Origin of the sequence: Atopostipes suicloacalis DSM 15692, from assembly GCF_900129085.1 — a bacterium.
In the GTDB taxonomy this organism is placed as follows: domain Bacteria; phylum Bacillota; class Bacilli; order Lactobacillales; family Carnobacteriaceae_A; genus Atopostipes; species Atopostipes suicloacalis.
Genome location: NZ_FQUF01000007.1, coordinates 16,710 through 42,527 on the forward strand (window position 1 = coordinate 16,710; position 25,818 = coordinate 42,527).

At 35.3% G+C, this 25,818-nt stretch carries 25 protein-coding genes; 6 read left to right on the plus strand and 19 right to left on the minus strand.

What is annotated here, in order from left to right; genetic code table 11:
• Window positions 1–58 precede the first annotated feature (58 nt).
• Entirely contained in the window at window positions 59–988 is a 930-nt protein-coding gene (locus BUB96_RS02805) for an alpha/beta hydrolase (protein WP_073296078.1), read from the plus strand.
• A gap of 193 nt (window positions 989–1,181) precedes the next feature.
• Here the strand turns inward: BUB96_RS02805 and BUB96_RS02810 are convergent, their stop codons facing one another.
• Complete coding sequence (locus tag BUB96_RS02810; RefSeq protein ID WP_073296081.1) at window positions 1,182–2,057, minus strand: LysR family transcriptional regulator; 876 nt, start codon at window positions 2,055–2,057, stop codon at window positions 1,182–1,184.
• A 114-nt stretch (window positions 2,058–2,171) separates the two neighbouring features.
• Here BUB96_RS02810 and BUB96_RS02815 point away from each other — a divergent pair, with 114 nt between their 5' ends.
• Both BUB96_RS02815 and BUB96_RS02820 read left to right on the plus strand, forming a co-directional pair.
• Entirely contained in the window at window positions 2,172–2,741 is a 570-nt protein-coding gene (locus BUB96_RS02815) for a chromate transporter (protein ID WP_073296084.1), read from the plus strand.
• A 4-nt stretch (window positions 2,742–2,745) separates the two neighbouring features.
• Window positions 2,746–3,303: a chromate transporter gene (locus BUB96_RS02820; protein ID WP_073296087.1), complete on the plus strand. Its 558-nt coding sequence runs from the start codon at window positions 2,746–2,748 to the stop codon at window positions 3,301–3,303.
• A gap of 28 nt (window positions 3,304–3,331) precedes the next feature.
• Here BUB96_RS02820 and BUB96_RS02825 read toward each other — a convergent pair whose 3' ends face one another.
• From BUB96_RS02825 to BUB96_RS02835, 4 genes are all read right to left on the minus strand, one after another.
• Window positions 3,332–4,039 carry an N-acetylmuramoyl-L-alanine amidase gene (locus BUB96_RS02825; RefSeq protein WP_143274265.1) on the minus strand — a complete coding sequence of 236 codons (708 nt, stop codon included), beginning with the start codon at window positions 4,037–4,039 and terminating at the stop codon, window positions 3,332–3,334.
• A 135-nt stretch (window positions 4,040–4,174) separates the two neighbouring features.
• Window positions 4,175–5,512, minus strand: a complete 1,338-nt coding sequence (locus BUB96_RS02830; protein WP_073296090.1) for a DEAD/DEAH box helicase — start codon at window positions 5,510–5,512, stop codon at window positions 4,175–4,177.
• A gap of 189 nt (window positions 5,513–5,701) precedes the next feature.
• The gene (locus BUB96_RS10395) at window positions 5,702–5,872 is read right to left on the minus strand and encodes a hypothetical protein (protein ID WP_159431720.1); all 171 of its coding nucleotides are present in this window, start codon (window positions 5,870–5,872) and stop codon (window positions 5,702–5,704) included.
• Between the two features lie 69 nt (window positions 5,873–5,941).
• Window positions 5,942–6,337, minus strand: coding sequence for a DUF2500 domain-containing protein (locus BUB96_RS02835; RefSeq protein ID WP_073296093.1), 396 nt, complete (start codon window positions 6,335–6,337; stop codon window positions 5,942–5,944).
• Window positions 6,338–6,506: 169 nt separating this feature from the next.
• Between BUB96_RS02835 and BUB96_RS02840 the strand changes: the two genes are divergently transcribed.
• Window positions 6,507–7,220: a TraX family protein gene (locus tag BUB96_RS02840; protein ID WP_073296096.1), complete on the plus strand. Its 714-nt coding sequence runs from the start codon at window positions 6,507–6,509 to the stop codon at window positions 7,218–7,220.
• A 77-nt stretch (window positions 7,221–7,297) separates the two neighbouring features.
• On the opposite strand, the gene recQ is transcribed toward BUB96_RS02840, so the two are convergent.
• Both recQ and gpmA read right to left on the minus strand, forming a co-directional pair.
• Window positions 7,298–9,412, minus strand: coding sequence for a DNA helicase RecQ (gene recQ / locus BUB96_RS02845; RefSeq protein ID WP_073296099.1), 2,115 nt, complete (start codon window positions 9,410–9,412; stop codon window positions 7,298–7,300).
• 478 nt (window positions 9,413–9,890) lie between these two features.
• Complete coding sequence (gene gpmA, locus BUB96_RS02850; protein WP_073296103.1) at window positions 9,891–10,655, minus strand: 2,3-diphosphoglycerate-dependent phosphoglycerate mutase; 765 nt, start codon at window positions 10,653–10,655, stop codon at window positions 9,891–9,893.
• 299 nt (window positions 10,656–10,954) lie between these two features.
• On the opposite strand from gpmA, the gene BUB96_RS02855 reads away from it, so the two are divergent.
• Window positions 10,955–11,275, plus strand: a complete 321-nt coding sequence (locus tag BUB96_RS02855; RefSeq protein WP_200789018.1) for a phosphatase PAP2 family protein — start codon at window positions 10,955–10,957, stop codon at window positions 11,273–11,275.
• Window positions 11,276–11,311: 36 nt separating this feature from the next.
• Here BUB96_RS02855 and BUB96_RS02860 read toward each other — a convergent pair whose 3' ends face one another.
• Entirely contained in the window at window positions 11,312–11,947 is a 636-nt protein-coding gene (locus BUB96_RS02860) for a CatA-like O-acetyltransferase (RefSeq protein WP_073296109.1), read from the minus strand.
• 102 nt (window positions 11,948–12,049) lie between these two features.
• On the opposite strand from BUB96_RS02860, the gene BUB96_RS02865 reads away from it, so the two are divergent.
• Window positions 12,050–12,526, plus strand: coding sequence for a GNAT family N-acetyltransferase (locus tag BUB96_RS02865; protein WP_073296112.1), 477 nt, complete (start codon window positions 12,050–12,052; stop codon window positions 12,524–12,526).
• Between the two features lie 41 nt (window positions 12,527–12,567).
• On the opposite strand, the gene BUB96_RS02870 is transcribed toward BUB96_RS02865, so the two are convergent.
• From BUB96_RS02870 to gatC, 11 genes are all read right to left on the minus strand, one after another.
• On the minus strand, window positions 12,568–12,882 hold the full coding sequence (locus BUB96_RS02870; RefSeq protein WP_073296115.1) for a hypothetical protein: 315 nt from the start codon (window positions 12,880–12,882) through the stop codon (window positions 12,568–12,570).
• 183 nt (window positions 12,883–13,065) lie between these two features.
• Window positions 13,066–14,844 (minus strand): pyruvate oxidase, encoded by a 1,779-nt coding sequence (gene spxB, locus BUB96_RS02875; protein ID WP_073296118.1) that lies wholly within the window; start codon window positions 14,842–14,844, stop codon window positions 13,066–13,068.
• Between the two features lie 423 nt (window positions 14,845–15,267).
• Window positions 15,268–16,149: a DUF3658 domain-containing protein gene (locus tag BUB96_RS02880; protein WP_073296121.1), complete on the minus strand. Its 882-nt coding sequence runs from the start codon at window positions 16,147–16,149 to the stop codon at window positions 15,268–15,270.
• 70 nt (window positions 16,150–16,219) lie between these two features.
• Complete coding sequence (locus tag BUB96_RS02885; protein ID WP_073296125.1) at window positions 16,220–17,104, minus strand: helix-turn-helix transcriptional regulator; 885 nt, start codon at window positions 17,102–17,104, stop codon at window positions 16,220–16,222.
• Between the two features lie 176 nt (window positions 17,105–17,280).
• Window positions 17,281–18,531 carry a CapA family protein gene (locus BUB96_RS02890; protein ID WP_073296128.1) on the minus strand — a complete coding sequence of 417 codons (1,251 nt, stop codon included), beginning with the start codon at window positions 18,529–18,531 and terminating at the stop codon, window positions 17,281–17,283.
• Window positions 18,518–19,282, minus strand: a complete 765-nt coding sequence (locus tag BUB96_RS02895; protein ID WP_073296131.1) for a M15 family metallopeptidase — start codon at window positions 19,280–19,282, stop codon at window positions 18,518–18,520. Before BUB96_RS02895 ends, BUB96_RS02890 begins: the two co-directional genes overlap by 14 nt.
• A gap of 769 nt (window positions 19,283–20,051) precedes the next feature.
• Complete coding sequence (gene rlmD, locus BUB96_RS02900) at window positions 20,052–21,440, minus strand: 23S rRNA (uracil(1939)-C(5))-methyltransferase RlmD (protein ID WP_073296134.1); 1,389 nt, start codon at window positions 21,438–21,440, stop codon at window positions 20,052–20,054.
• 77 nt (window positions 21,441–21,517) lie between these two features.
• Window positions 21,518–22,558: a diacylglycerol kinase gene (locus BUB96_RS02905; RefSeq protein ID WP_073296249.1), complete on the minus strand. Its 1,041-nt coding sequence runs from the start codon at window positions 22,556–22,558 to the stop codon at window positions 21,518–21,520.
• A 46-nt stretch (window positions 22,559–22,604) separates the two neighbouring features.
• Window positions 22,605–24,038, minus strand: a complete 1,434-nt coding sequence (gene gatB, locus BUB96_RS02910) for an Asp-tRNA(Asn)/Glu-tRNA(Gln) amidotransferase subunit GatB (RefSeq protein WP_073296139.1) — start codon at window positions 24,036–24,038, stop codon at window positions 22,605–22,607.
• Window positions 24,035–25,507, minus strand: coding sequence for an Asp-tRNA(Asn)/Glu-tRNA(Gln) amidotransferase subunit GatA (gene gatA, locus BUB96_RS02915; protein WP_073296142.1), 1,473 nt, complete (start codon window positions 25,505–25,507; stop codon window positions 24,035–24,037). Before gatA ends, gatB begins: the two co-directional genes overlap by 4 nt.
• Window positions 25,507–25,818 (minus strand): Asp-tRNA(Asn)/Glu-tRNA(Gln) amidotransferase subunit GatC, encoded by a 312-nt coding sequence (gatC, locus tag BUB96_RS02920; protein ID WP_073296145.1) that lies wholly within the window; start codon window positions 25,816–25,818, stop codon window positions 25,507–25,509. The genes gatA and gatC overlap by 1 nt, the downstream gene beginning before the upstream one ends.

The window sequence follows — 25,818 nt, forward strand, 5'->3', positions numbered from 1 at the left end:
TTCCACGACTGAGTTGTTCTATACTTTTTTTAAGATTTCATCAATGAGGAGAGATAAAATGGTTCTGTCTAAATATAAATGGGTTAATGGAATAAATGACAAACAAATTTTTTTGCGGTTTTGGGATGATGTGGACCATCCAATAGGTGTGGTTCAAATTATTCATGGAATGGCAGAACATTCAAAACGATATGAAGACTTTGCTCATTTTTTAAATCGTCAAGGTTTTATTGTTTATGCGGATGACCATCGGGGACATGGGAATTCGTTAGAAGACGATGAAGCATTTGGCTATATTGGAGAGGATGGTTTCAATAATATTGTGGAGGATGAAAAGATTATCTCCGATTTCATTAAGAAAAAACATAAGGAGCTTCCGCTCTATATTTTTTCTCATAGTTTTGGCTCCTTTATTGGACAAGAATATATCATTCGATATTCAAATACTATTGACGGAATTATTTTATCAGGTTCAGCCAAACAAGATGGGTTGGATGTTAAGGCTGGAAGAATATTGGTTAGTATCCAAAACAAAGTTTTTAATGATCAATCTAAAGCTAAATTAATTGATAAATTATCTTTTGGGTCCTTTAACAAAGCAGTAGAGCAGCAACAGACTAAATTTGATTGGCTTAGTCGAGATCAGCAGGAAGTGAAAAAATACATAGCGGATGATTTTTGTGGATTCGTTTCCCCCATTAATTTTTATTATTATCTTTTTAAAGGATTTAAGACGTTATACCAACCCCATCGCTTAACGGGTATTTCTAAAGATTTACCTATATTGGTCATTTCAGGAGACAAAGATCCTGTAGGTAAATATGGCAAATCTGTCAAAAATTTATACCAACAGTATCAAGATTTAGGCATTAAAAATACTTCCCTTAAGCTCTTCCCAAATGGCCGCCATGAATTAGTTAATGAAACAAATAAAGAAGAGATCTTCCACTATATCTTTCACTGGCTATCAACTGAAGCAACCAATTAAGAGACTTAAGATAGATCGATCGCAAAACGTTATTCTCTGAAAATGGATTGAAATAGCCGCTCGCGTGCGGAGGAAATTACTCGCACGTGAGCTAGGCGAGCTCGAGCGCGGGGCAGAGCGTCGGCACGCGAGCTCCACTAGGATTGTCCAAACCAACTTTTTTTAGCAAATATTTCTTGGAAATAAACAAAATCTAGTGCGCTGTCTGGATAATTTCAACTAACGCTTTAAAGCTCTCGGTTTGAAACTTATCCTTGTGAAACACGATGTGGTTTGTATTGACTAACTCAAAATTTTCAACCTGTATTTCACAGAGTTCTCCTTTAGCCAGTTCTTCTTTGACTAAAATTTGAGGCAATATACTTAGACCCAAATTTTGTTTGACGGCATAAATCAGGGATTGAGAGTTGATACTGGTCCATTCCGGATTGGCCTTTAAATTATGCAACAGCAAAGCACTATCAAAAACATCACGTATAGCACTTCCTTTTTCTCGCAATAATAATTTTTCTTGGATAAGCTGATGAACACTGATTGCTTCCTCTGAAGCGAGCGGGTGCTCAGGCGAACTAATAACGGCCATTTTATAGGAAGAAAAAGGAATTTTAATCAAATCTTCATTGTAAATAACCCCTTCGATTAAACCTAAATCCACTTCATTATTCGACAATTTTTCTTCAATCTTCCACGCATTTTCGACGGTAACTTCCAGCGGAATATTTGGATAGATTTCTTCAAAAGCAATTATTTTTTGCGGTAATACAAAATTGGCAATCGTTATACTGGAGCCGATTTTTATTTTAGCCTGCTCACCTAACTCTTTCACATTTTGATCTAAGTCATCATATAAATCGAGAACTTTATTTACTTTCGCTAAAAAGAGCTTTCCTGTTTCATTTAAATAAATATTCCTAGAAATACGATCAAATAAGTGGATACCTAAAAAATTCTCTAACTCCCTAATCGCATTTGAGACGGCCGGTTGAGAGATATATAATTTTTCAGCCGCTTTAGTGATACTTTCTTCTTCACAAACAGCTTTAAAAATACGTAAATGTCTTATTTTCATATAGACTCCTATTCATTACTTTTTAGTTATGTATTATATAAAACTATACTATTATACTTATGAATAGACAAGGATTATACTAGTAAAGTTGAAACATTTACTGGAGGTTTTTATATGAAATTTGATCGTTTAAAAACAATTTTTACACTTTTTAGAATTACTTTTTACATTAGTGCATTTACTTTTGGCGGGGGATATATTGTCATCCCCATGATGCGGAAATATTTTGTCGATGATTTAGACTTGATTACGGAAAGAGAATTAATGGATATGGCCGCTATCGCCCAATCAAGTCCGGGGGCCATCGCCGTAAACATCGCTGTCTTAGTTGGGTATCGCATTGCAGGAATTTTTGGTGCAGTGATCAGTGCAATTGGGACAGTTCTCCCTCCCATCCTCATATTATCCGTAATTTCCATTTTTTACAAAGCATTTAGAGATAATCACATCATCTCAGCCATTTTAAAAGGAATGGAAGCTGGGGTGGCTGCCACGATCGTTGATTTAATTATTGATATGATGCAAGGGATTTTTAAAGAAGAGAATTTGCTCTTTACTTTAATGGCTCCTATCACTTTTATCGCAAGTTTTGTCTTTAATGTAAATGTGCTTGTTCTCATTATTTCCTGCGCACTTTTGGCTATTGCACAAACTTATCTAAAAAACACGATGAGAGGAGCTTAAATAAATGAAAATGATCCTTACTTTATTTATTCGTTTTTTCCAAATTGGCTTATTTAGTATCGGTGGCGGGTATGCAATCATTCCATTAATACAAGAACAAGTCGTCAATAATTTCGGTTGGCTCACTCTTCAGGAATATACCGACATTATTACCATTTCTCAAATGACTCCTGGCCCGCTAGTCGTTAATACTGCTTCCTTTGTTGGGATCCGAATTGCTGGTTTTTTTGGAGCCGTAGCCGCTACAGTGGGGAGTATACTATCGGGGTTTATTATTTCCATCTTTTTATATAATTTTTTTAAAAAGCATCAAAATACAGAAAGCATCTCTAACGTCTTAAGAGCTTTACGTTCGAGTTCAGTAGGCCTTATCGCATCCGCAGCGTCCACCATTCTCTTGCTGGCTTTCTTTGGAGACACTACCCTTAATATCCAAAGCGCCAATCTCAACCTTGCCGCAGTCATTGTATTTATATTCGCCTTATTTTTGCTCAGAAAATACAAATTAAATCCCATCCTCATTATGGTTCTATCAGGAATCATCGGCTTATTTCTCTATTAATTCAAAAAATGGACTGTAAGAATCAAAATTACAGTCCTATTTTTGACCAATCAAACAAACTTCCTGGGTCAGTTTTCCGACCGGTTGAATATTCATCATGCCCCACAATATGCGCTCGATTCTTTTTAATTCCGGGGTATCTTCCAACAATATCCTCTATTAATACATTTAGCGCTTGATATTGTGCTTCCGTATACCCCACCAAGTCCGAATCAATTAAATCAAAATTTTCTACAGGAATCATCGTACTCATTTCTTCACACGTGCCAATCGCCAAAATTTCGATGCCAATCGAATAATAATTCAAACGATCATTATACTCCGGGAAATCAGACAAACTCCCTTTTCCCGCATGATAAGCCACTCTATTTTCAGGTACAAAAGAATAAATCTCACCACTTCGTCCAATGACATAATTTGTTGAAACACCACTTTCTTTAAAAATGTCATATGCATCTTCTATAAGGTATGGATCTTGCGGCTTATTGAGTGCATTACTCGTAAAATGCAAAACCACATGGGTTGGATGTTCAACCCTTTTTTCTGAATTAGATAGCGGAAGATCATACTCAATTGTTTCTACAGATTTTGTTATTTTTGAACTGGAAGGTTCCACTGGTTTTTCTTTTGAAGCGGCTAATTGACTAGCCATCCTTTGTTTCAAATGAACGCCTGCAACTATAAACACAATCAGTACAATTATTCCTATTACTATATTTTTCATCTCTTTTTTCATAAAAATCTCCACTCTAAAATATTAAAAAACTAATATAAAGAGTATATCGCTCATTTATTTGTTATTCAATGAACAATCAAAAAGCATCCATTAAGATTTAAATCTTAATGGATGCTTTTCTCTTATAGCTGTTAATTATCGTGTTTTAGCGTACGCACGGTTCCCTCGAGATTTGCTTTTATTCGATGGGTTTGAATTCTTCCCTCTGCGATTTTTATTTCTACGTCCTCCATTTGAATGTTCGGATTTGTTAGAAGCATTCGCTTTTTGAGAAGATGGGTATTTTTTGTTTCTTCGAGCGTTTGATTTTTTTGAAGCCTTTTTCTTTGGTTTATTAGCTAAAGGAAAAGGATTTTCTGTATTTTCAGGAATATCTTTATCAATCAACTTTTGAACATTTCTTAATAAAGATTTTTCTTCGTGGTCACTAAATGAAATAGCCACGCCACTATGACCTGATCGTCCAGTTCGTCCAATTCGATGGACGTAAGTTTCTGGAACTTCAGGTAAGTTATAATTAATAACATGAGAAAGTTCAGAAATATCAATTCCACGAGCAGCAATATCAGTAGCTACTAATATTTTTGTTCTTCTTTCTTTAAAGTTATTTAATGCACGTTGTCGTGCTTTTTGGGTTTTATTCCCATGAATAGCTTGTGCTGAAAATCCAGCTTTTCCAAGTGAACCAACAATTTTGTCAGCTCCATGTTTTGTTCGTGAAAAGACCAATGCTGATTCAATGGAATCATCTTTTAATAAGTGAATCAATAGATTGGTTTTATTTCCTTTATCTACAAAATACACTTCCTGTTTAATTGTATCCACTGTTGAAGCAACAGGTGTGATTTCTACTTTGACTGGATTTTTTAAGATAGAACGTGTAAGTTTTTCGATTGCGTTAGGCATGGTTGCTGAAAAAAGCATTGTTTGTCTGTCATTTGGAATAAATTTAACGATTTTTTTCACATCGTCAATCATTCCCATATCTAGCATTAAATCTGCTTCATCTAAAACAAAATGCTGAACATTTTTCAAACTAATATGTCCTTGATTAATCAAATCTAATAGACGACCAGGTGTTGCTACTAAAATATCAACGCCTCGTTTGAGTTGTTTCGTTTGAGGATGTTGTGAGACGCCCCCATAAACCATCAATGTTTTTAATCGAAGGTTTGCGCTATAATTTTTAAAGTTATCCCCAATTTGGATGGCTAACTCTCTTGTAGGTGCTATAACGAGTGCCTTAATTTGACGTTTTTCTTTTTTAAGTGGTTTTTCAGAAGCTAAGTTTTGTAAGATAGGAAGCGCGAAAGCGGCTGTTTTACCTGTACCTGTTTGGGCACATCCGAGTAAATCTTTTCCTTGAAGAAGTTCTGGAATAGCTTGTTCTTGAATAGGTGTTGGCTTTGTATATCCTTCAGATTCCAAAGCTCTTTGAATCGGTTCAACTAAATTTAAATCATTAAAATACAATATCATTCTCCTAGTAATATTTAGTTAAAGTTTTTTTGTTCCTGGGATGTCTTTTAACCCCCAAACACTATTAATATTACTCATGAATATGTAATATTCCAGAATGATAAGTTTTTGAAATGACTTACGAAATAGTGCTCATTCGTCGTGTATGCTGTATTTCACACGAGACTTCTTATTATAACACACCTAAATCGTTAATGTAGATTTATTTGCATTTTCTTTTAATACTACAAATAAAGGTCTAAACATCGTTATTCCATCAAATATATGCCGGCGGGTATTCACCATCAAAGTAAGCACCAAAGCCCTAATAGGATCAAAGCTTGCCTGTAAAACATTCACTGCCACAAATTGCATCCCCTTTACTCATCAAAAATTAATGAATACATTATACCTTTTTATAGCAATAAAACATAAAATCATACATTAAATATTTTTTCGTTCAAAATCTAAAAAACGAGTCCCTTGAAAAGTAAGAATTCCACTATCTTGTTCTACAAACATTCCATAATCCTTACCTCCTACTTTAAATTCTATCCGGTCCCCACTCTCTACTTCAAACGTAATATAATAGGTTATCGATGAAGAATTATTACTTATACCATTTGATGTCCCTGAATGGTGATGAACATCTGATCGTTTTGTAATAACCACTGCAGCAATGGAAAGAACTGGTGACTGATTATTTTTCCGCCACTGTTTCGCTCCTTGAATCGCTCTTACCATAAATGTACCTATGACAATAACAAAAACAATAGCAATAATAATCGGCACGTTTAAAAACATAAAACTACTAAAACCGCCAAAAGGGAATGAATCCATTCTCTCTCTCCTTTAAGAATATTAGGGTTAAACCTTATGTACAGTATACCTTGAAGTTATCCTAAATACATCATTTTTTATAGCGAAACAGTGTTTCTTTAACTTGCGATTTCTTGCATTTCCTTCCCTGCCAACATATAATAAATAAAATCATTGAACGAGGTGCTCTATGGATGACTCTGTTCCAAATACATCGCCTATTTCAAGCAGTGTTTTAAAATGGATCGCTATTTTTACTATGATGATTGACCACATCGGAGCTGTGTTGATTGAACCTTTGCTTTACAATCCTTCTAGCTCAGTTGTGGGAGGAACCGTTAACTGGCAAACGATTTATACAAGTAGTCGTTTAATCGGTAGACTTGCCTTTCCCATTTTTTGCTTTCTTATTGTGGAAGGCTATGTTCATACACGAAGCGTTTCAAAATATGCTTTTCGTTTAGGTTTATTTGCCCTTCTTTCTGAAATTCCATTTGATCTAGCATTTTCAGGTCAAGTGTTTGATTGGTCTACACAGAATGTATTCTTTACGTTACTCCTAGGCTTATTAGCTATCTGGGCTTATGATACATTGACTCTGCCACTTTTAAGAATTGGCTTACCGATCGTTATGGCTCTGTTCGCTTTAGTTTTTCAAACAGATTACCAAATATACGGGGTTGTCTTTATCTTTATTTTATTTGTTACACGATCGAACCGGTTAAAACAAACCATTCTTGGAGCTATTTACGGCTTTGCACAAATAACGGCCAGTTTAGCTTTCATTCCAATTTATTATTACAATGGCAAAAAAGGACGTGGTAATAGTAAATGGTTATACTGGTTTTATCCTGTTCATTTACTTATATTAGCTGGAGTTGCTTCTTTTATCTTTAGCTCATAATTTTTATTTTAAATAGCAGAAAATCCTCTTATTAAACCTGAAATTACGTGGTTTATAAGAGGGTTTATCTTTTATTTTTAGCTATCTTTGACTAAATACTCAATTAAGACATATTTAATGTCTTCATAAGTAGCTTCTTCCTCTAAATATTCTTTAACAGGTCGTAAGGCTTCTGTCCCTACTTTCCGAAAGGCCTTTTTAATTAATTGCTTTTTTGAGGCGGCAACATCGGCATCAAATTCTTCTAACTCCCCTTCCTCCGCTGCTTGAGTTAAATGACTAAGCACCGTGGATTCTGAGATTCCTCTTTCAATCGCAATCTCATACGGAGTCAATCCCTCTTCTGCATACTCTGCACTCTCTAAATAGCTTGCCGTCTGGGTCGTGTTTCGACGAAGGGGTTCAGGTTCTTTTGTTGTGATGTTTTTATTGGTGGATAAAAACTCTTGGATTACGGGTAAGAATTGACCGGCATATTTATCGGCTTTAACGGATCCGACACCTTCTACTGCAAGGAATTCGTGCTCATTTTTGGGACATTTGCTGGCCATATCTTCGAGTGATTTATTTGAAAAAATAATATAGGCTGGAACTTTTTCGGCTTGAGCGAGTTCCCAACGAATTTCTCTTAAGGCTTCGTATAAATCTGGATTCACATTTGTTGAAGGACGAATGGTTGTCGATTGAGTCGTTTCTTTGTATGTTCGCTCCTTAATGGATAAACCTGCTTCACCTAATAAGAGACTATTGGCTTTTGAGGTCGCATAAAGGCCTCGATATTCGGTCACACCAATATAACGATGAGCGACTAAGGCCGAAAGAATATCTCGAATTTGCTGGGCCGAGTATTTTTTCATAATCCCGTGTGTACTTAACTCATCGAATTTATTTTCAAGAATCCGCTGATTTTGACTGCCACGAAGGACATCCACAATCATGGTCATCCCAAAATTGAGTTTCATCCGTATGATACAAGATAGAATCATTTGCGCTTCTTTAGTTACCTCGACCAGTTTCACTTCTCCTAAACAAGTCGAACAATTTTGACAGGCTTCTGTCGTATCTTCACCAAAGTATTCAAGGATATAATTTCGCAAACAGCCCGTAAAATTCGCATAGCGAATCATTGTTTCTAAACGTTCCTCCGCCAATTGATCTGAACTTTGCGCGATTAAGTATTTATTGGTCATAATATCTTGCGAATGATATAAAAGAATGGCTTCAGCTTCTAGGGAATCTCGCCCGGCTCTCCCCGCTTCTTGGTAATAACTTTCCAAATCTTTCGGCAAATTATAGTGAATGACTTTCCGGACATCCGTTTTATCAATACCCATCCCAAAAGCATTAGTCGCAACGACGATATTGGTTTGGTCATTGATAAAAGCATTTTGTGCTTGCCTTCTTTCTTCCTGTTTCATTCCGGCATGGTATTTACTAACCGCATAGCCTTTTCGATGCAACTTTTCATAAAGTTTATCGACTTGCTTCCGTGTGCTCGCGTAAATAATAATCGCTTCTTCATGATTAATCAGCTGGTATAAAGTCGCTTCCCGATTATCCGGTTCGAGAACTGTAAATTTAATGTTGGGACGATCAAATGAATTAATAAAAACTTCAGGGTCTTTTAAATCTAACTGTTTCACGATATCTTCTTGGACTAAGTCTGTAGCTGTTGCGGTGAAACTGGCAAGGACCGGACGCTCAGGCAAATAATCAATAAAATGATTAATCTTTCGATAGCTTGGTCGAAAATCAAAACCCCATTGAGAAACACAATGGGCTTCATCAATGGCGACTAAAGAAATTGGTTGTTGGCGCAGAAAGGATATAAACCCTTCATTATCCAAACGCTCTGGCGCTATATATAATAATTTTAAGGTGTTTTGTCTTAATTGGCGGGTCACTTCTTGAAATTCTTGATTAGAAATGGTTGAATTTAAATAGGCTGCTGGGATTCCAAGCTGTGTCAGTGTATCGACTTGGTCTTTCATTAAGGAGATCAAAGGTGAAATGACTACAGTTAATCCAGGCAACATTAAGCCACTCAATTGATAGCAAATAGATTTTCCCCCACCTGTTGGTAAAACCCCTAGCACATCACGTCCGGATAAAATCGTCTCAATAATTTCTTTTTGCCCAGAACGAAAAGATGAATATCCAAAATGTTGTTGTAAAGCTGTTTCTAATTGCACAGTATGCTCTCCTTTTTTCTAAAAAATAACCGTTCGTTATCAAATGATCTCTACATATTATTACACATTTCATCGTGTTTTGACACAGTCAAAAGAAGAGATTCTTCATAGATATTCATTGATAATTTTTCGCTCGTTTTTATGGAGCTCGAGTGCCGGCGTTCCTCCCCGCGTGTGAGCGGACTGAGCTCAAGTGCCGACAGTCTCCCCCGCGTGTGAGCGGGCTAAGCTCACGTGCCGACAGTCTTCCCCGCACGCGAGCGGGCTAAGCTCAAGTGCCGACAGTCTTCCTCGCGTGTGAGCGGGCTGAGCTCACGTGCCGACAGTCTTCCCCGCACGCGAGCTCAGCCTTTTTAGCACTTTTTCCATCAACAGCTAATTTTAAAGTCATTTTACTCCGTGATTCGGACATAACAAAAAAGCGATAAGGATTGATTATTTTCCATAACCCCCTATCGCTTTATTTTAGTTTTTTAAATTATTTTTCTTCTTCTTTATTTTCAGCTTTACCTTGTTTAGCGACAGCTTCCATTTTCTCTTTAACTGCTTCTTGATCACCAAGGTAATAGCTATCTGTCACATTGAAATCATCATCGAATTCATACACTAAAGGAATTCCTGTTGGGATATTTACTCCCATAATCTCATCATCACTTAATTCGTCAAAATATTTAACAAGAGCACGAATTGAATTTCCGTGTGCAGAAATTAAGACACGTTTCCCATCGAGCATTTGTGGTTTGATCGTTTCTTCAAAATAAGGAACGGCTCGTTCAATCGTTTCTTTTAAGGATTCATTCAATGGTAATTCATCTTTATTTTCAACTTCTCGATAAGCTGCCATATTACGTGGAGCTTGTTCATCATCTGGATCTAAAGCTGGGGGTAACACATCGAATGAACGACGCCAGATTAAAACTTGTTCATCCCCATATTTTTCAGCTGTTTTTGCTTTATCTAATCCTTGTAAAGCTCCATAATGGCGTTCGTTAAGTTTCCAGCTTTTAATAACGGGCAACCATGCTCTATCTAGCACGTCTAAGGCATTATTTAAGGTATGAATCGCACGTTTTAAATAAGACGTATAAGCAATATCAAAATCATAATTTTCTGCTTTTAAAAGTTCTCCCGCATTTCTGGATTCTTCGACGCCTCTTTCAGATAAATCCACATCAGTCCATCCAGTAAATAAATTCTTTTTATTCCATTCACTTTCACCATGTCGAACGAGTACTAATTTCATTCAAAACTCCTCCTTTAAATTTCTTATAGCCACCTATCATTTACATTTTATCTCTCCTCTCAGCAAAATGCTACTATTGACTATTCTTTTTTCAAAATGATGTGAAGTTCTTTTTTTATTCCTAAATTAACTGTATATATATGTTATCATTAAAATAAATTTAAAATATAAGGTGCTGTATGAACAAAAAATTAATTACTCATTTAAATCGCTTGATCACAACTTCAGTCTATATTACATATCCTATAGTTCTCTTCTACTTAGTGTATCTCCGAGATGTACGTTTTTGGAGAGTGCTATTGGCCCCAGGAATTTCTTTTGTTTTTGTTAGTATTTTTCGCCATTACGTAAATGCTCCTCGTCCTTACGAAGTAGCAGATATCGAGCCCATTATCGAAAAAGAAACTACTGGAAATTCTTTTCCAAGTCGACATGTATTTTCTATATTTGTGATTGCAACGACACTCTATTTCATTTCAAAACCTTTAGGCATTCTATTAATGATTGCGGGGGTTTTACTCGCTATTTTACGTGTTGTTGGGGGTGTCCATTTTCCTAGAGATGTTATCGCTGGTGCAATCATTGGGATCGTGTCTGGAGTTCTAGGATTTTATTTGTAGGAATAAATTTTCATACCACAAAGCGATAACACACTTTTAGTAAAGATTTAATTTTTTTTGTAGTTCCGAAAAGAACATAGAAACATGATACCCATCCGCAATAGCGTGAGAGACTTGAAAAGTTATAGGCATTTTAAAAATTTCATCTAATTTTTCATATTTTCCAAGGGTAAGCATTTTGATTATTTGATTTTCCTGAGCTTTTGAGTTGGAAGAAAAATGTTCGAAATGCATCCATGGAATGCTAGAAACATTAAATATATTTGGTGGTAAATTTCCCTGGGGAACGATAGTATCAGACTCTTCATACTCTCTTACTATCGATTTATATTGCTTATCAAAAGTTATATAATCTTCCTTCATATCTGCATATAAAGTAAAAAACTTCTTGCTATTTTGGTTAAAAGCAGAAAATGTTGGAACTATTTCTTTCCATTGAACGAGCGAACTGTCGAGAAAATCGTATTTAAAGTTTTCAAACGTATTAATTGTGTTATAAATTTGAAACAATAAGTAAGACTGAAAACTAATATCTTCATCTTTACACTTTTGAATAGCTTTTGTGACATCTATTTTTACAGTAAATTCAATGACATTTCCAACACTTGTAAAGTACTGGAAGTAATCAGCTCTTTCAAATTTTTCTATGTCAATTTCTTTATATTCTTTCATAATACACCCCTAAAATTTCTACTTTTATTAATCATCCTACTAAAATATTCTATTAACAAATTATAGCATATCTTTAAACAAAGAATAGGAGATGCAAAATTGATGATTATTAGAAAGTTTCAACATTCTGATATTAATCAAATTGTCTTATTATTTTATAAGACTGTACATTCAGTGAATGCAGCGGATTATTCAATAGAACAACTTAATGCCTGGGCATCCAAAAATGAGATAGAAGAAAGAATGAAAAACTGGCCTAAATCTCTCAACAATAACTTTTCTTATGTTGTTGAAAAAAATAATAAGATTGTTGGTTTTAGTGATATGACTTATAAAGGGTATCTGGATAGACTTTATGTTCATAAGGACTTTCAGGAACAAGGAATCGCAACAGCTTTGGTAAATAAAATCGAAGCTGTTGCAAGGAAAAATAACCTTCTAAAAGTTTATACGGAAGCTAGTATAACAGCTAAAATTTTTTTCAAAAAACGTGGATATACTATAATAAAATCGCAAAACGTAGAACGTAAAGGGATTGTATTATCTAATTATTTAATGGTCAAAGAATTAATCTACTAGGATAATTAAATAGTTCCATCATCCTTTAAAAATATAACACTTTAAATCATTAAATGAATCACTCCACCTACAATTGAAACCGTGAGCATTATTTTACTAATTAAAAGTGAATCCTTACTTCTTAAATCTAATACGAAAGCTATTAGTGCGATGACTCCCCAAACCAATGCAAGCACCTTCTGGCCTATATAGTTACTAGGTAGTGCTGAAAATGCCATATAAGAAATAACTATTCCAAGTACTGTATTTCCTATGATAGCACCTCGTCTCCAATATTCTTTATAAAGTAAAAATTGTCCTGCAACTACTAAAATTATTAAAACAATAAATACTATTTTTAAAATTCCTAAAGCCATACATAACCTCTCCTTTTTGATTCATCTATTTATTCGAACCTGCAATGAACAAGAATGATTCCTTTCATCGTAAAACTTATTCTTACTTTAGAATGATATCAACAATTTCGCATCTGAAGCCTAATAAAAATAAAATACCCTTTAAATCCACATTAGAATTTAAAGGGTATTTTTCATACGATATTATTTAATATATTTAGATTCTAATCCTTCAGCTTCTAAAAACTCTCTAAATGGAACAAGTTCTTCCGCTTCATATTTTTCTTTATATGCTTTAATTTCATCGTCACTGTATAGTTTTGGATCTAATTTTAATGTTTCAACAGGAATTGGACGGTCTTTTGTAATCTTACAATCTAAAACAACCGTACGACCTTGTTTATAGTGTTCAACCGCTTCTTGCATAACTCGGTCAATATCTTCAATACGTGATACTGTTAGTCCTACAGCGCCTTGTGCTTCAGCAATTTTAGCATAATCTACGTCTGTAAAGTCAACTCCAAATATATTCTTATTCGTATCTTCATATTTATTTTTAATGAATGCATACTCTGTATTTGTGAAAACCACGTTAATTACAGGCATATTGTAACGAACATTGGTTACAACATCTGGATAGGTCATTGAGTAAGCACCATCTCCCATAATGTTCCATACTTGGCGGTCTGGATAAGTGTTTTTAGCTCCAATCCCACCTGGTATAGCAATACCCATTGTTGCGAATAGTGGAGAAGTACGCCACATATTCTTTGGTGTCATATGCAAGTGACGAATAGAAGTTTGTGTTGAGTTTCCAACATCAATTGAGTAAATAGCATCTTCATCTGCATGGTTATTAATTGCATTATAAACTTGATAGAATTGAAGAGGTCCTTCTTCTTTTGTTTCTAACTTATTAATAAATCCGCGCCAATTTTCGATATTTTTAAGGTTGGCATTCCACCAAGCCGATTCTTCAACGGCATCCACTTTGTTTAAAATTGAATCAACCGCTTCTCCTGCATCCCCAAGAATGGCAACATCTGTGTTATGACGTTTACCAAGCATCGTTGAGTTAATATCAATTTGAATAAAGTGTTCAATATTTCTAAAAGTTCCCTCAATTTCTGCGAATGGGAAGTTTGATCCAACGAAAAGCACAGTATCTGCTTCAAGAATTGTTTCATTTGCTGGCTTCCAACCTACACGGTAAGTTGAACCTGCTAGGGCTTCAAAGTCCCATTCAAATGTTTCAAAGTTTTTCCCAGTCGTAATAACAGGAGCTTTGATTTTACGTGCTAATTCTTGAACAGCTGGTCCATGTCCCATTGTTCCAATTCCTGCATAAATAACTGGACGTTTAGACTCATTTAACAAAGCTACCGCGTCATCAATATCTTCTTCATTAATAGCAGAAGGTACATGGTCACGATAATTAGAACCTGAAGAGTAGAAAGCATCTTCAGCAATTTCTTCAAATCCAAAGTCTGCTGGAACTTCTAAAACAGCTACTCCACGTTTTGAAATTGCATGTCTTGCAGCTTCATCCACTAATTTTGGTAATTGTTCAGCATAAGCTACACGACGATTAAATACAGAAATATGATCATACATTGGATTTTGATTTAATTCTTGGAAAGCATCCATGTTTAATTCTTTTTGAGGGCGTGCACCTAAAATTGCTACAACTGGAATATTATCCATCGCTGCGTCGTAAAGCCCATTAATTAAATGCGACGCTCCTGGTCCACCAGAACCGACACATACACCTAGTTTTCCACCAAATTTCCACTGCATGACTGCAGCCATTGCTCCTACTTCTTCATGTTTCACTTGAAGAAATTTAATGTTATTTTCTTCATCACCCATTGCATCCATTAATGAACTTAACGTTCCTGATGGAATACCATACATGGTGTCTACTCCCCAGCCTTCAAGTACTTTTAATACCGCCAAGCCGACTTTAATATTTTTAGCTGACATTTAGTAAATCCTCCTATAGATGGTTCTTTTCAATTTATTTTTTCTCAACATTAAGATACTATCACTTTTGTCTACAATAATCCAACATTTTTAACTATATTTTTCTTTTTTTCTAAGTGAAAAAAGTACATAAGATAATCAAGAGAGAATCATACAAAAATGGCTGCAGAATGCGTTTACACCACTAAAACTAATCATTTTTTTACCAAGTAAAAACAATTTAGTTTTTATATATAACAGACTCTAAGAAAGCTTTCAATTTTAATATTATTATTTAATTAAAAAATAATGGACAAATATCATTTGTTAATGATACTGTCCATACAATTAAAAATTATTTCGCTGAATTAGATACTTCAAAAATCGTTTCTTTGGAAGATTTATAATACATACTTGATTATTTGTATGGCTACTTTTTATTCTTTAGATCTTTCTTAACACTTTTTCATAGGGATGAGAAAGATTTTTACTATTAACAACAACCAATTTATTATCTTCTATCATCTTGTTCATCCGCAAAGCATACCAGCTATCACTAATTCCTAAATTATATTCTCCTAAAAGTTTTCCAATAAATCGTCCCAGAATAAAATCATCTTCTGGGAGATTACTCTGGATAATGAAATCATAAAAATCTTCTGGTACAGAAATAACTTCTCCATTTATAATTGCTCTTAAAGGTGCATTCTCTTCTATTAATCTCTGCCAATAGCCACTATGCATTTTCTTTTCCATCTGAGATAATTGCTTTTCAAATGGTAAAAATTGATAAAATCTTCCCGCTTCAACTTCTGCCCAAGAATTATAAACAACTATTGCATCCTTAAATACTTTCTTTTCAGGTAAAGAGACAACACTTATCTCACAATCAATATCTCTCAATATATAGCAAACAAAATAAAAACCACAGATTGAATAAGGAGCATCACTTTTCCATATTCTTATCGGTATATTATTTTTAGCAGCATTCAGCAGTTTCTCCATATCTTTGCGTTGATTTTGAAAAAAATGCTCTTGTTCTTTATGATCAAAGTTAAAATGACTCCATAGATTTCGAAAAACATTTTGACGCTCTTCTCCATCGATTGCTCCTGAGATCTTCCCAACATCAAGAGAAAAACCGATATTAACGACATCTTCAGATTTACCACCAATTGCTTGTCCTTGAAAATGTTCCTTTCGTTCAGTCTCTGTTGGTTCTTCACCAATATGTCCGATGATTCCTTGTTGCATATTTCTTTCATCATAATTTTTTGCGACTATGAGTGAGCCTTTCTCACTATCATTGAATACAACTTCAAGCATCATTTCACTCCTATAATATGTTTCTAACAATAGTCTATTTTTACAAATAATTCAGCAAGTAACTAGACAATTATTTAAACTCTAAATTAACTGGCTCTTCGGGAAAAGTATCTTCAGATTCTCTAATATCTGTAGTAGGCGTTGAATCATTTACTTCATCAAAGGAACAAAGATCGATCCAAATTTTCCCTGAGCCTGCTAAAATAACACCTATATTAATATTAATACTTTCTTTTGGAATATCTAAGACACATGAATAATGGTTCCAAGAAGTGGAGCCTGTAATTGGTCGATCAGACATGTTATCAAAACCTAGCATCTCATAAGACTTATCATCGATCCTCATCCATAGACCACTCCATCCATCAACATCTTCACTTTTAATAAAACCAGAAAATCGCATGCGTTTCCCTAAAAATGATTTTGCTTGAAAGGTCTGCATCAAATTTGAAAAATCTTGGCCTGCGTCTATTGTAGTAAGATTTGAGGAAATTCTTATAGAATAATCCGATTGATTTGAATCCAAATAGTCTTTTTCCATACTGTATTTATCTACATCTGTTCCAGTAAATGTCCAACCTTCTATTGGTGTATCCATTAATATCTTCTCCTTTTCCATTTGAATTAATTCTTTCATTAAAACACGATATTGGCTTGGCGTTTGGTGATAAAGTTGCTGAAACGACCTTGTAAAAGCTTCGTGACTATTAAATTGATAAGAGTAAGCAATATCAATTATTTTTAAATCAGTATAAATTAATAATTTTGCTGCACTAACTAATCTTCTTCTACGAATATAATCATAAATGTTATAGCCAATCTCTGACTTGAATATTCTATGAAAATAATACTTTGAATATTTGAAATGTTTTGCTAGATCATCCAATGTTAAAGGTTCATCTAAATGGATTTCAATATATTCAATAACAGAATTTATTATACTATCATGCTTCATACAACCACCACCTGCTCTATATACTACCACAGCGGAAAAGAAGGAATTTGATAAATATTGCTTTTTTCATACTTTTATTTAATTGATATTCTGTTCATACTCATTTTTGAACGTCTAGATACAAAAAGAGCACTATTTTCATAGTACTCTTTCGTTTAACTCAAGTAAGCAGAGACTTATTTAATATACGTATTTAAATATTTTTCTGTTGCCTCTAATGATTCCTTCAACTTATCTTTATCAAGGTCTTTCATGATTTCACTAGAACTTTCATCTTCTAAAAACTGTTTAATCGGAATAATTCTATATTCAAATTTTCCATCCACTTCTGTTTCAGTTCTTGATACCCATGTTGGGATATAATCAATGTCACTAATATGAGTTTCATCTGTTTCTAGGTCTTTTTCTAACTCGATTTTAACCATTGCCCCGTCTTCTGTACGTTTAAAATCCTTACCAAGTGTTTCACGACGTTGATTGGAAATAAAATTACCTAGTGAATAAACAATAAATGTATTATTTGTCTCTAGCATGTCGCTTTTTTGAATGACGTGTGGATGACTCCCAATAATAATGTCTACACCTTGTTCTGCCATAAACTGTGCATATTCTTTTTGCGTGGCAGAAGGTTCCTGACTATACTCAACACCCCAATGCATAAAGGCAATGATGATATCTGCGCCATTCTCTTTTGCTTCGGCAGTATCTTTTGCTATTTGGTCTTTGTCCATTAAGTTAATGGCATCATGGATTTCATCATCTGATAATCCTAATTGATCTTGTTGATTAATCATTTCTGTATAAGCTAGTAAACCAACTTTGAATCCATTAACTTCTTTCATCTTAATTCTTGATTCAGGTTTTTCTTCGTAGGTACCAATAAACTCTAAATCATGTTTTTTTAATTGTTGAGCCGTTCTCTTCAAACCATCTAAACCCGTATCAAAACTATGATTATTCGTTGTCGTTACCAAATCTATTCCCGCATTTTTAATTGCATCAATCACATCATCAGGCGAGTTAAAAATAGGATAACCCATATACTTAATCCCGTCTCCACCAAGTGTAGTTTCGAAGTTTGCTACAGCTAAATCTGCTTCAGTGAAATAGGGGGTTACATATTCAAAAAAACTATTGAAATCGTAAGAGTTTTTCTCTTCATCATATACACTATTTAATTGGTCATCATGGAACATAATATCCCCTGCAGCTATTAAGGTCATCTTAGAAGTAGATTGCTTCTCATCACTATTTACTGCATTATTTTGCTCATTATTTTGTTCGTTATTTTGTTCGTTATTATCAACAGCTGGTACATTTTTATTTTCTTTTCCAAATATAAGATATGCACCAACTGCCAGTATAATAACGAGCAAACTTATTGAAATAAAAGGAAGAATCTTTTTCTTCTTTCTACGGTTTAACATCTTCTAATATCCCTTCTTCTTCGACAAACTCTTCATAGGAAAGACCGCTATTATAGACTAAAGTTGCTAAATCAACTCCAAGATAACGAATATGCCATGGTTCATAAATGTATTTTGTTATTTCTTCTTTATCTTCAGGATAACGGATAATAAAGCCATACTTATGGGCATTTTCTGCCAACCAAATTCCTTCGTCTGTTTTACCTAATTCCTCTGATAATTGTAAATCTACACTCTGAGCTGTAACATCCATAACCAGACCTGTTTGATGTTCACTTTGACCAGGTTTTGCACTAAATTTATTCGCTTCTTCTTCTCCATGTTGAGCTGCATAATTATTAAATAAACTTACCTGAGTTTGATAAGATCGATAACCTGAACGTGCATATAGCTTTATGCCTTCTTCTTCCGCATCTTCAAACATTTCAGCTAAAGCATTGGCAGCAACTTCTCGAAGTTGATTAACTTCTTCATCTTCCAAAACGGTATCTACCGAAACTCGGACAAGATCTTCTGGAATATAATCTTCTGATAACGAATGTTCTCTGTTTACTAGTACTTCAACAGAAGGGTCGTGTTCGATAGTATCCAGTACATTTTTCTCTTCTTCTATTTCATTATTTTGTTCATTTTGCTCGTTTTCTTCAATCTTATCATTTGTTTCTACATTGTTTTCATTTTCATCTGTACTACAACCTGCAAAAATAAACATGCTTGTACAAGTAAGTAAAGTTAAAAATTTTTGTTTCATTATATTTCATCCTAACTATAGTCATATTCAACAGGTTTTATTATAAACAACACAGTCTCTAAATACAATGATCCTCTTCATTCAAAATTCGCAAGAAAATTGTTTTGGCTTTCCGAATAGTAAAGATCCAGCGATAAATTTCAAAAGTCTGAAACCCTTTGAAATAGAAGCTATTCAATAAATGGAAGAGTTAGGGATTTTATATTTGAACGATTTTTAATATTAAAAATCGTATACATAAAACAAATTTTTGTTTTTTTTCTTAAGAAAATTTCTATAATGGGTCGCTCGCGTGCCGACGACTTCCCCCGCGTGTGAGCGGACTGAGCTCGCGTGCCGGCGTCTGCCCCCGCGTGTGAGCGGACTGACCTCGCGTGCCGGCGTCTGCCTCCGCGTGTGAGTAGACTGACCTCGCGTACCGACGACTTCCCCCGCGTGTGCGCGCAACGATCTCATGTACCGGCAACTTCTGTTCTCCAAATCTCTTTTTCAGGGATAGCAGCGTGTAAGGTGCTTCAAAAAAGTTGGAGTTTTTAATTTATTTTCTAGAACCAGTTAAGCTTGGACGCGAAAGTAGTTGTTGACGTCCAGAACTTCCAATCTTGGACGCCAATGAGAGTTTTCGCGTCCAAGGTGCCTTTTTTATACCAATCAACCGTCTTTCTCTTTATTTTTGAGCACATTTAAAAACTTATCCTTTCCTATACGTAAATAAAAAGACGTTCGTTTCTGAACGTCTAAGTCTAAAAGTATTTAAGCTTAAGTATTTTTATATTGTTCTTCTTTCTAGCAATGCTACACACTCCACATGATAGGTCTGTGGGAACATGTCCACAGGCTGCACTTTTTCTACTGCATAGCCACCTTCGCTCAACAATTTTAAATCTCGTGCTAAAGTATTTGGATTACAGCTCACGTAAACCATCCGCTCAGGGTGCATTTCTAACACAGCATCTATAAATTCTGGGGCTAGCCCTTTGCGAGGTGGGTCAACAACGACGACATCTACTTTTAGTCCTGCTTTCGCTTTTTTTACTAACCATTTTCCTGCGTCTGCCACTTCAAATATTACATTTGAAATCTTATTATCTTTTGCATTTGTTGTCGCATTTTGAATGGCTTGAGGGACAATTTCAACGCCGTAAACTTGTTTTGCTTTTTCAGCTAGAGATAAGGTCATCGTTCCAATTCCTGAATAAGCATCGACCACTATCTCGTCTCCTGTTAATTGGGCGTAATCAACAGCTACAGAGTATAGTTTTTCGGTTTGTTCGCTATTGACTTGATAGAAGGACTGATGCGATATTTTAAAGGTGTGATTCATTAATTCATCGGTATAATAATCTTGTCCAAATAAAACCATCGCTTGTTTTCCTAAAATAACATTTGTTTTGTCCAAATTAATATTTTGCACAATGCTGACTACTTGGGGGATTTCCTTTTTTATATCCGTAACAATTTCTTGGGCATGAGGTAACACAAAAGAATTAGTGACTAAAACAATCATCAACTCCCCGGTAAAATGACCTCTACGAACGAGAATATGACGGATGTCACCTGTATGGGTTTCTTCATTGTAAGGTGCCACATCATATTTTCTTAAAATATCACGAACAATCAAAATTGCTTGATCTATTTCTGGATGCTGGATAACAAAATCCTCAATGGGGATTAAGTCATGCGATCGTTTTTTATAAAAGCCAGTTGTTAGTTGTCCGTTCATTTCACGGACTGGAATTTGTGCTTTATTTCGATAACCGTACGGATGCTCCATTCCTATTGTCTCAAAAACTGGAACGTCAGTTAAGCCACCAACTTTTTCTAATAATTTTTTGACTTGTTGTTGTTTGAATTTCAATTGTTCCTTATATTCTAAATGTTGAAGAGGCATGGTGCCACTTTGAAAGTGCATATCTTCTAATTGATCCACTCGATGCGGGCTTTTTTTGAGAAGTTCAAGAACCTCGCCATGCCCCATTCGTTTGCCAACATGTGTGATTCGAATTTTCAGCTCTTCACCTGGCAAGGCATTTTCAATAAATAGAGGGTACCCATCGATATGAGCAACACCTAAGCCTTGATGAGACAAGTCTGTTACCTTAACTTCATATATTTTATTCTTTTCTACTGGTATTTCTTTTTTGTTTTTATTACTCATATTCTTCCCTCATAACTTTCTGATTGTTCTTATTAAATGCAAGAAAAGGTACGAACATTCGTACCTTCCTCGTAGTTTTATTCGATTTCTTTTGATATCTTAGCTTTTAATGTTAAATGGTCGTTTGAAATGAGTTCGTTACGGAAAATAGATTCCATTTTTGCTCGTTCTTCTTCTGAAATGTCTCTAATTTCGCTTTCTATAGGAGAAACATTTGCGATGACTTCAATATGATGATTTAAGTTCTCAAAACGTACCGGTGCATCGCCTCCGTACTCTCCATCTAGATTAATCATTAAACGTGACTGATCCAAAATATTTAAATCTACAAAATTCGTTTGTTTATGGATAATTTTTGGACTGTCTAAATGAGTTCCATCCGTTAAAAGTTTTCGAGCAAGGGGCATTAGTTCGAAAACATTGGCTGTTTTCACAATAATTAATGAGAATTTCCCATCCCCTAATACTTTGTCTGGCACAATTTTATTAAAACCACCTACTGTACTGGACAGAGCTATAAATACAAGCGACGCTTCCCCTTCGTAACTTCCCCCTTCATAGTCAATATGTACAGGAACTGCTCGAATTTGTGGAACGAGTTCAGCTCCCTTAACTACGTAAGCCAAATAACCAAAAATCGTCTTTAATTGGGGTGAAACTTCAAACGTTAGTTCAGCAAGATTTCCCATGGCCGCAATATTCATAAAATAACTGGTTTCTTCATTTGTAATAACTTTTCCAATATCCATAAATATAGATTCTTCGTTTTCAATTAATTTTGCTGCTTCTACAAAATTTCCCCGTGGTATTTGTAAAACACGAGCATAATCGTTCGTTGTACCCGCAGGAATAATCGCAACTGTCGGACGGTACTCTTTTTCTGCTATACCATTCATCACTTCATGAACGGTTCCATCCCCACCAGCAGCAATAAGCAAATCAAAGCCTTCATCACAGCATCTCGCTGCTTCTTTTTGCGCAGACAAGGGCTCTGGCGTGGTTTGAAAAGCACTTGTTTCGTATCCGGCTTGTTCATAGACGGCTAAAATATCAGGTAACACGCGTTTCACCGTTTCACGACCAGAACTTGGATTGTAAATAATACGCGCACGTTTCATCATAAATCTTTCTCCCTCACAGTACTAAACCTTTAAATTAAGGATCTTAACGTTTATTTAATTCCTGATTTAATAATTTATTCACTACACCAGGATTCGCTTGACCACGTGTTTCCTTCATAACTTGACCCACTAGGAAACCTTTTGCACGGTCTTTTCCGTTTTTAAAATCTTCTACCGATTGTTCATTATTATCTAACACTTCGGTAATGATTGGAAGTAGTTGTTCTGGGTTACTTAATTGTGCCCAACCTTTATCTTCCACCAATGCTTTCACATCATCCACTTGAACTTTTGTTAATTCAGTAAATACTCGTTTTGCAATCTTAGATGAAATCGTCTCATCTTCAATTAAAGCAATCATTTCTGCAAGAGCTTTAGGTGTTAAGGTTGTCTCCTCTATACCTACTTGTTGTTTGTTTAGGTACGCAGAAACTTCACCCATTAACCAGTTGGATACTAATTTTGGATCTGCACCATCAGCCACCGCTTGTTCAAAGAAGTCTGACATTTCTACCGTATCCGTTAAAATCTCTGCATCATAAGCAGGAATAGCTAATTCTTCAACATAACGTTTACGGCGTTCTACTGGCATTTCAGGTAACTCTGCCCTCAATTTTTCAATCGTTTCATCTGAAATAGTGAAAGGTAAAATATCTGGTTCTGGGAAATAACGATAATCGTCTTGACCCTCTTTCACACGCATTAACGTTGTTTCGTGTGTAGTATCATCATAACGACGCGTTTCTTGTAGCGTTTCTTCACCCGCCAACAACAAGCGCTCTTGACGACCTTGTTCATAAATCAAACCACGGCGTACATTATTAAATGAGTTCAAGTTCTTTAATTCTGTTTTAACTCCAAACGCTTCTTGGCCATATGGTCGAAGAGAAATATTCGCATCCGCTCGCATAGAGCCTTCTTCCATTTTTACATCCGAAACACGAGTAAATTGGATAATTTGTTTCAGTGTGTCTAAATAAGCATAAGCTTCTTCTGGTGAGCGCATGTCCGCTTCAGATACAATTTCTAGTAACGGTGTACCTTGTCGATTCAAGTCAACATAAGAATATCCACCATTACCATGCGTATTTTTCCCTGCATCTTCTTCCAAATGGACACGTTCAATTCGGATTTTTTTCTTTTCACCATCCACTTCTATTTCAATAAAGCCATTTTTCCCAATCGGTTGTTTATCTTGAGTGACTTGGAAAGCTTTTGGATTATCGGGATAGACGTAGTTCTTTCGATCAAATTTTGTTTCTTGGTTAATTTCACAATTTAAAGCTAATGCTGCTTTAATCGCAAGTTCTATTCCTTTTTCGTTTGGTGTTGGTAATACACCTGGATATCCCCAATCAATCGCATTGGTATTCACATTAGGTTCTGCTCCAAAGCCTGATGGGGAAGGTGAGAACATTTTTGAATTTGTTTTTAACTCAACGTGAACTTCTAATCCGATAACTGTTTCAAAATTCATTCTTGTGTTCCTCCTTCAAGTGTTGGGTATTGTTCATGATAGTCAGTCGCTTGTTCGAAAGCATAGCCGACTTGGTATAAGGTCGCTTCTTCGAAATAATCGCCGATGATTTGCATTCCCACTGGCATGTTTTCATGGAAACCAACCGGAATATTTAATGAAGGAATACCTGCTAAGTTAACCCCTACAGTTAAGACATCATCTGTATAAGCTTCTACAGGCTCTTGACCTTCTTTATTTTCAATATTCGGTGCGACAGTTGTTGTAGATGGTCCTACTAATACATCAACTTCTTTCAAAGCCACTTCAAATTCATTACGGATAATGGTTCGAACTTTTGTCGCTTTACCATAGAGTTCTTCATAATGTTCGACACTTAAAGAAATTCCACCAAGGACAATTCGTCTTTTAACTTCTGAACCGAAGCCTTCAGAACGCGTTTTTACGTAAAGATCTTCTAGTGATTTTGCATTCTCTGCAGAGTAGCCATAACGAATACCATCGAATCGTTGTAAATTGCTAGAAGCTTCTGCTGTTGCGATCGCATAATAAGCAGGCACCCCGTATTTTAAATGAGGTAAGCTGACTTCAATCACTTCAGCTCCTAATTTTTTCAATTGCTCTACCGCTTGATGGACTGTTTGTAAGACGTGTACTTCAACTAGATTTTCGTCAAAGAATTCTTTAGGAACCCCTATTTTTAGCCCTTGAATCTTTTGACCAATTTTTTCAGTAAAGTCAATAGTTAAGTCAGCAGAAGTATTATCTTTATCGTCTTTTCCACTTACAGCATTTAACAAAGTCGCATTATCTTTGACCGTTCTTGTTAAAGGACCGACCTGATCTAAACTAGAAGCAAATGCTATTACACCATAGCGAGAAATTGTACCATAAGTTGGTTTTAACCCTACTAAATTCGTATAAGCAGCCGGTTGACGAATGGAGCCGCCAGTATCTGTTCCTAATGAAGCAGGAACCATTCCTGCAGCAACCGCTGCGGCTGAGCCTCCGGAAGAACCTCCAGGAACTTTTTTTGAATTCCAAGGATTAACCGTTTGTTGTAATTTAGAGGTTTCTGTTGTGCCTCCCATCGCAAATTCATCAAGATTTGCTTTCCCAACAATAATCATCCCGGCTTTTTTTACTTTTTCAACAACAGTTGCATCATAAACAGAAGTAAAATCTTCTAACATTTTTGAAGCAGCCGTCGTTTTTCCTTCTTTAGTAACAATATTGTCTTTTACAGCGACCGGAATTCCATCTAGTAGATTATCCGCATCCACACCGCGTTCATCAACTAATTTCGCTTCGGCAAGTGCCGCTTCCTTATTCGTACTAATAAAAGCACCAACGGTTGGTTCTGTTTTCTCGATAAAGTCAAATATTGATTCTACAAGTTCCACAACTGTTAGTTCTTTATTAACAAGCAGTTCGTGAAGTTCTTCAATTGATTTTGTATGTAGATTCATTAGGCTCCACCCTCTCCATCTTCTAAAATTGCTGGAACTTTAATTTGATTTCCTTCACTATCTATCGCATTTGCAAGTAAAGATTTGACTTCTTCTTTGTCTTGATGCGGTTCATCTTTTCTAAAATACGATTGCTGATTTACTGTTCCATAAAAAGTCCCTTCAATATCTGTTGTATCGACCTCTTGCATCGTATTCAACATGGATAAGGTCTCATTCAATTCATTGGTCAATTCAGTCGTTTCTTCTTTTGAAAACTCGAGTTTCATAATAGAAGCAATCTCTGAAATCATTTTTTCATTGACTTTCAT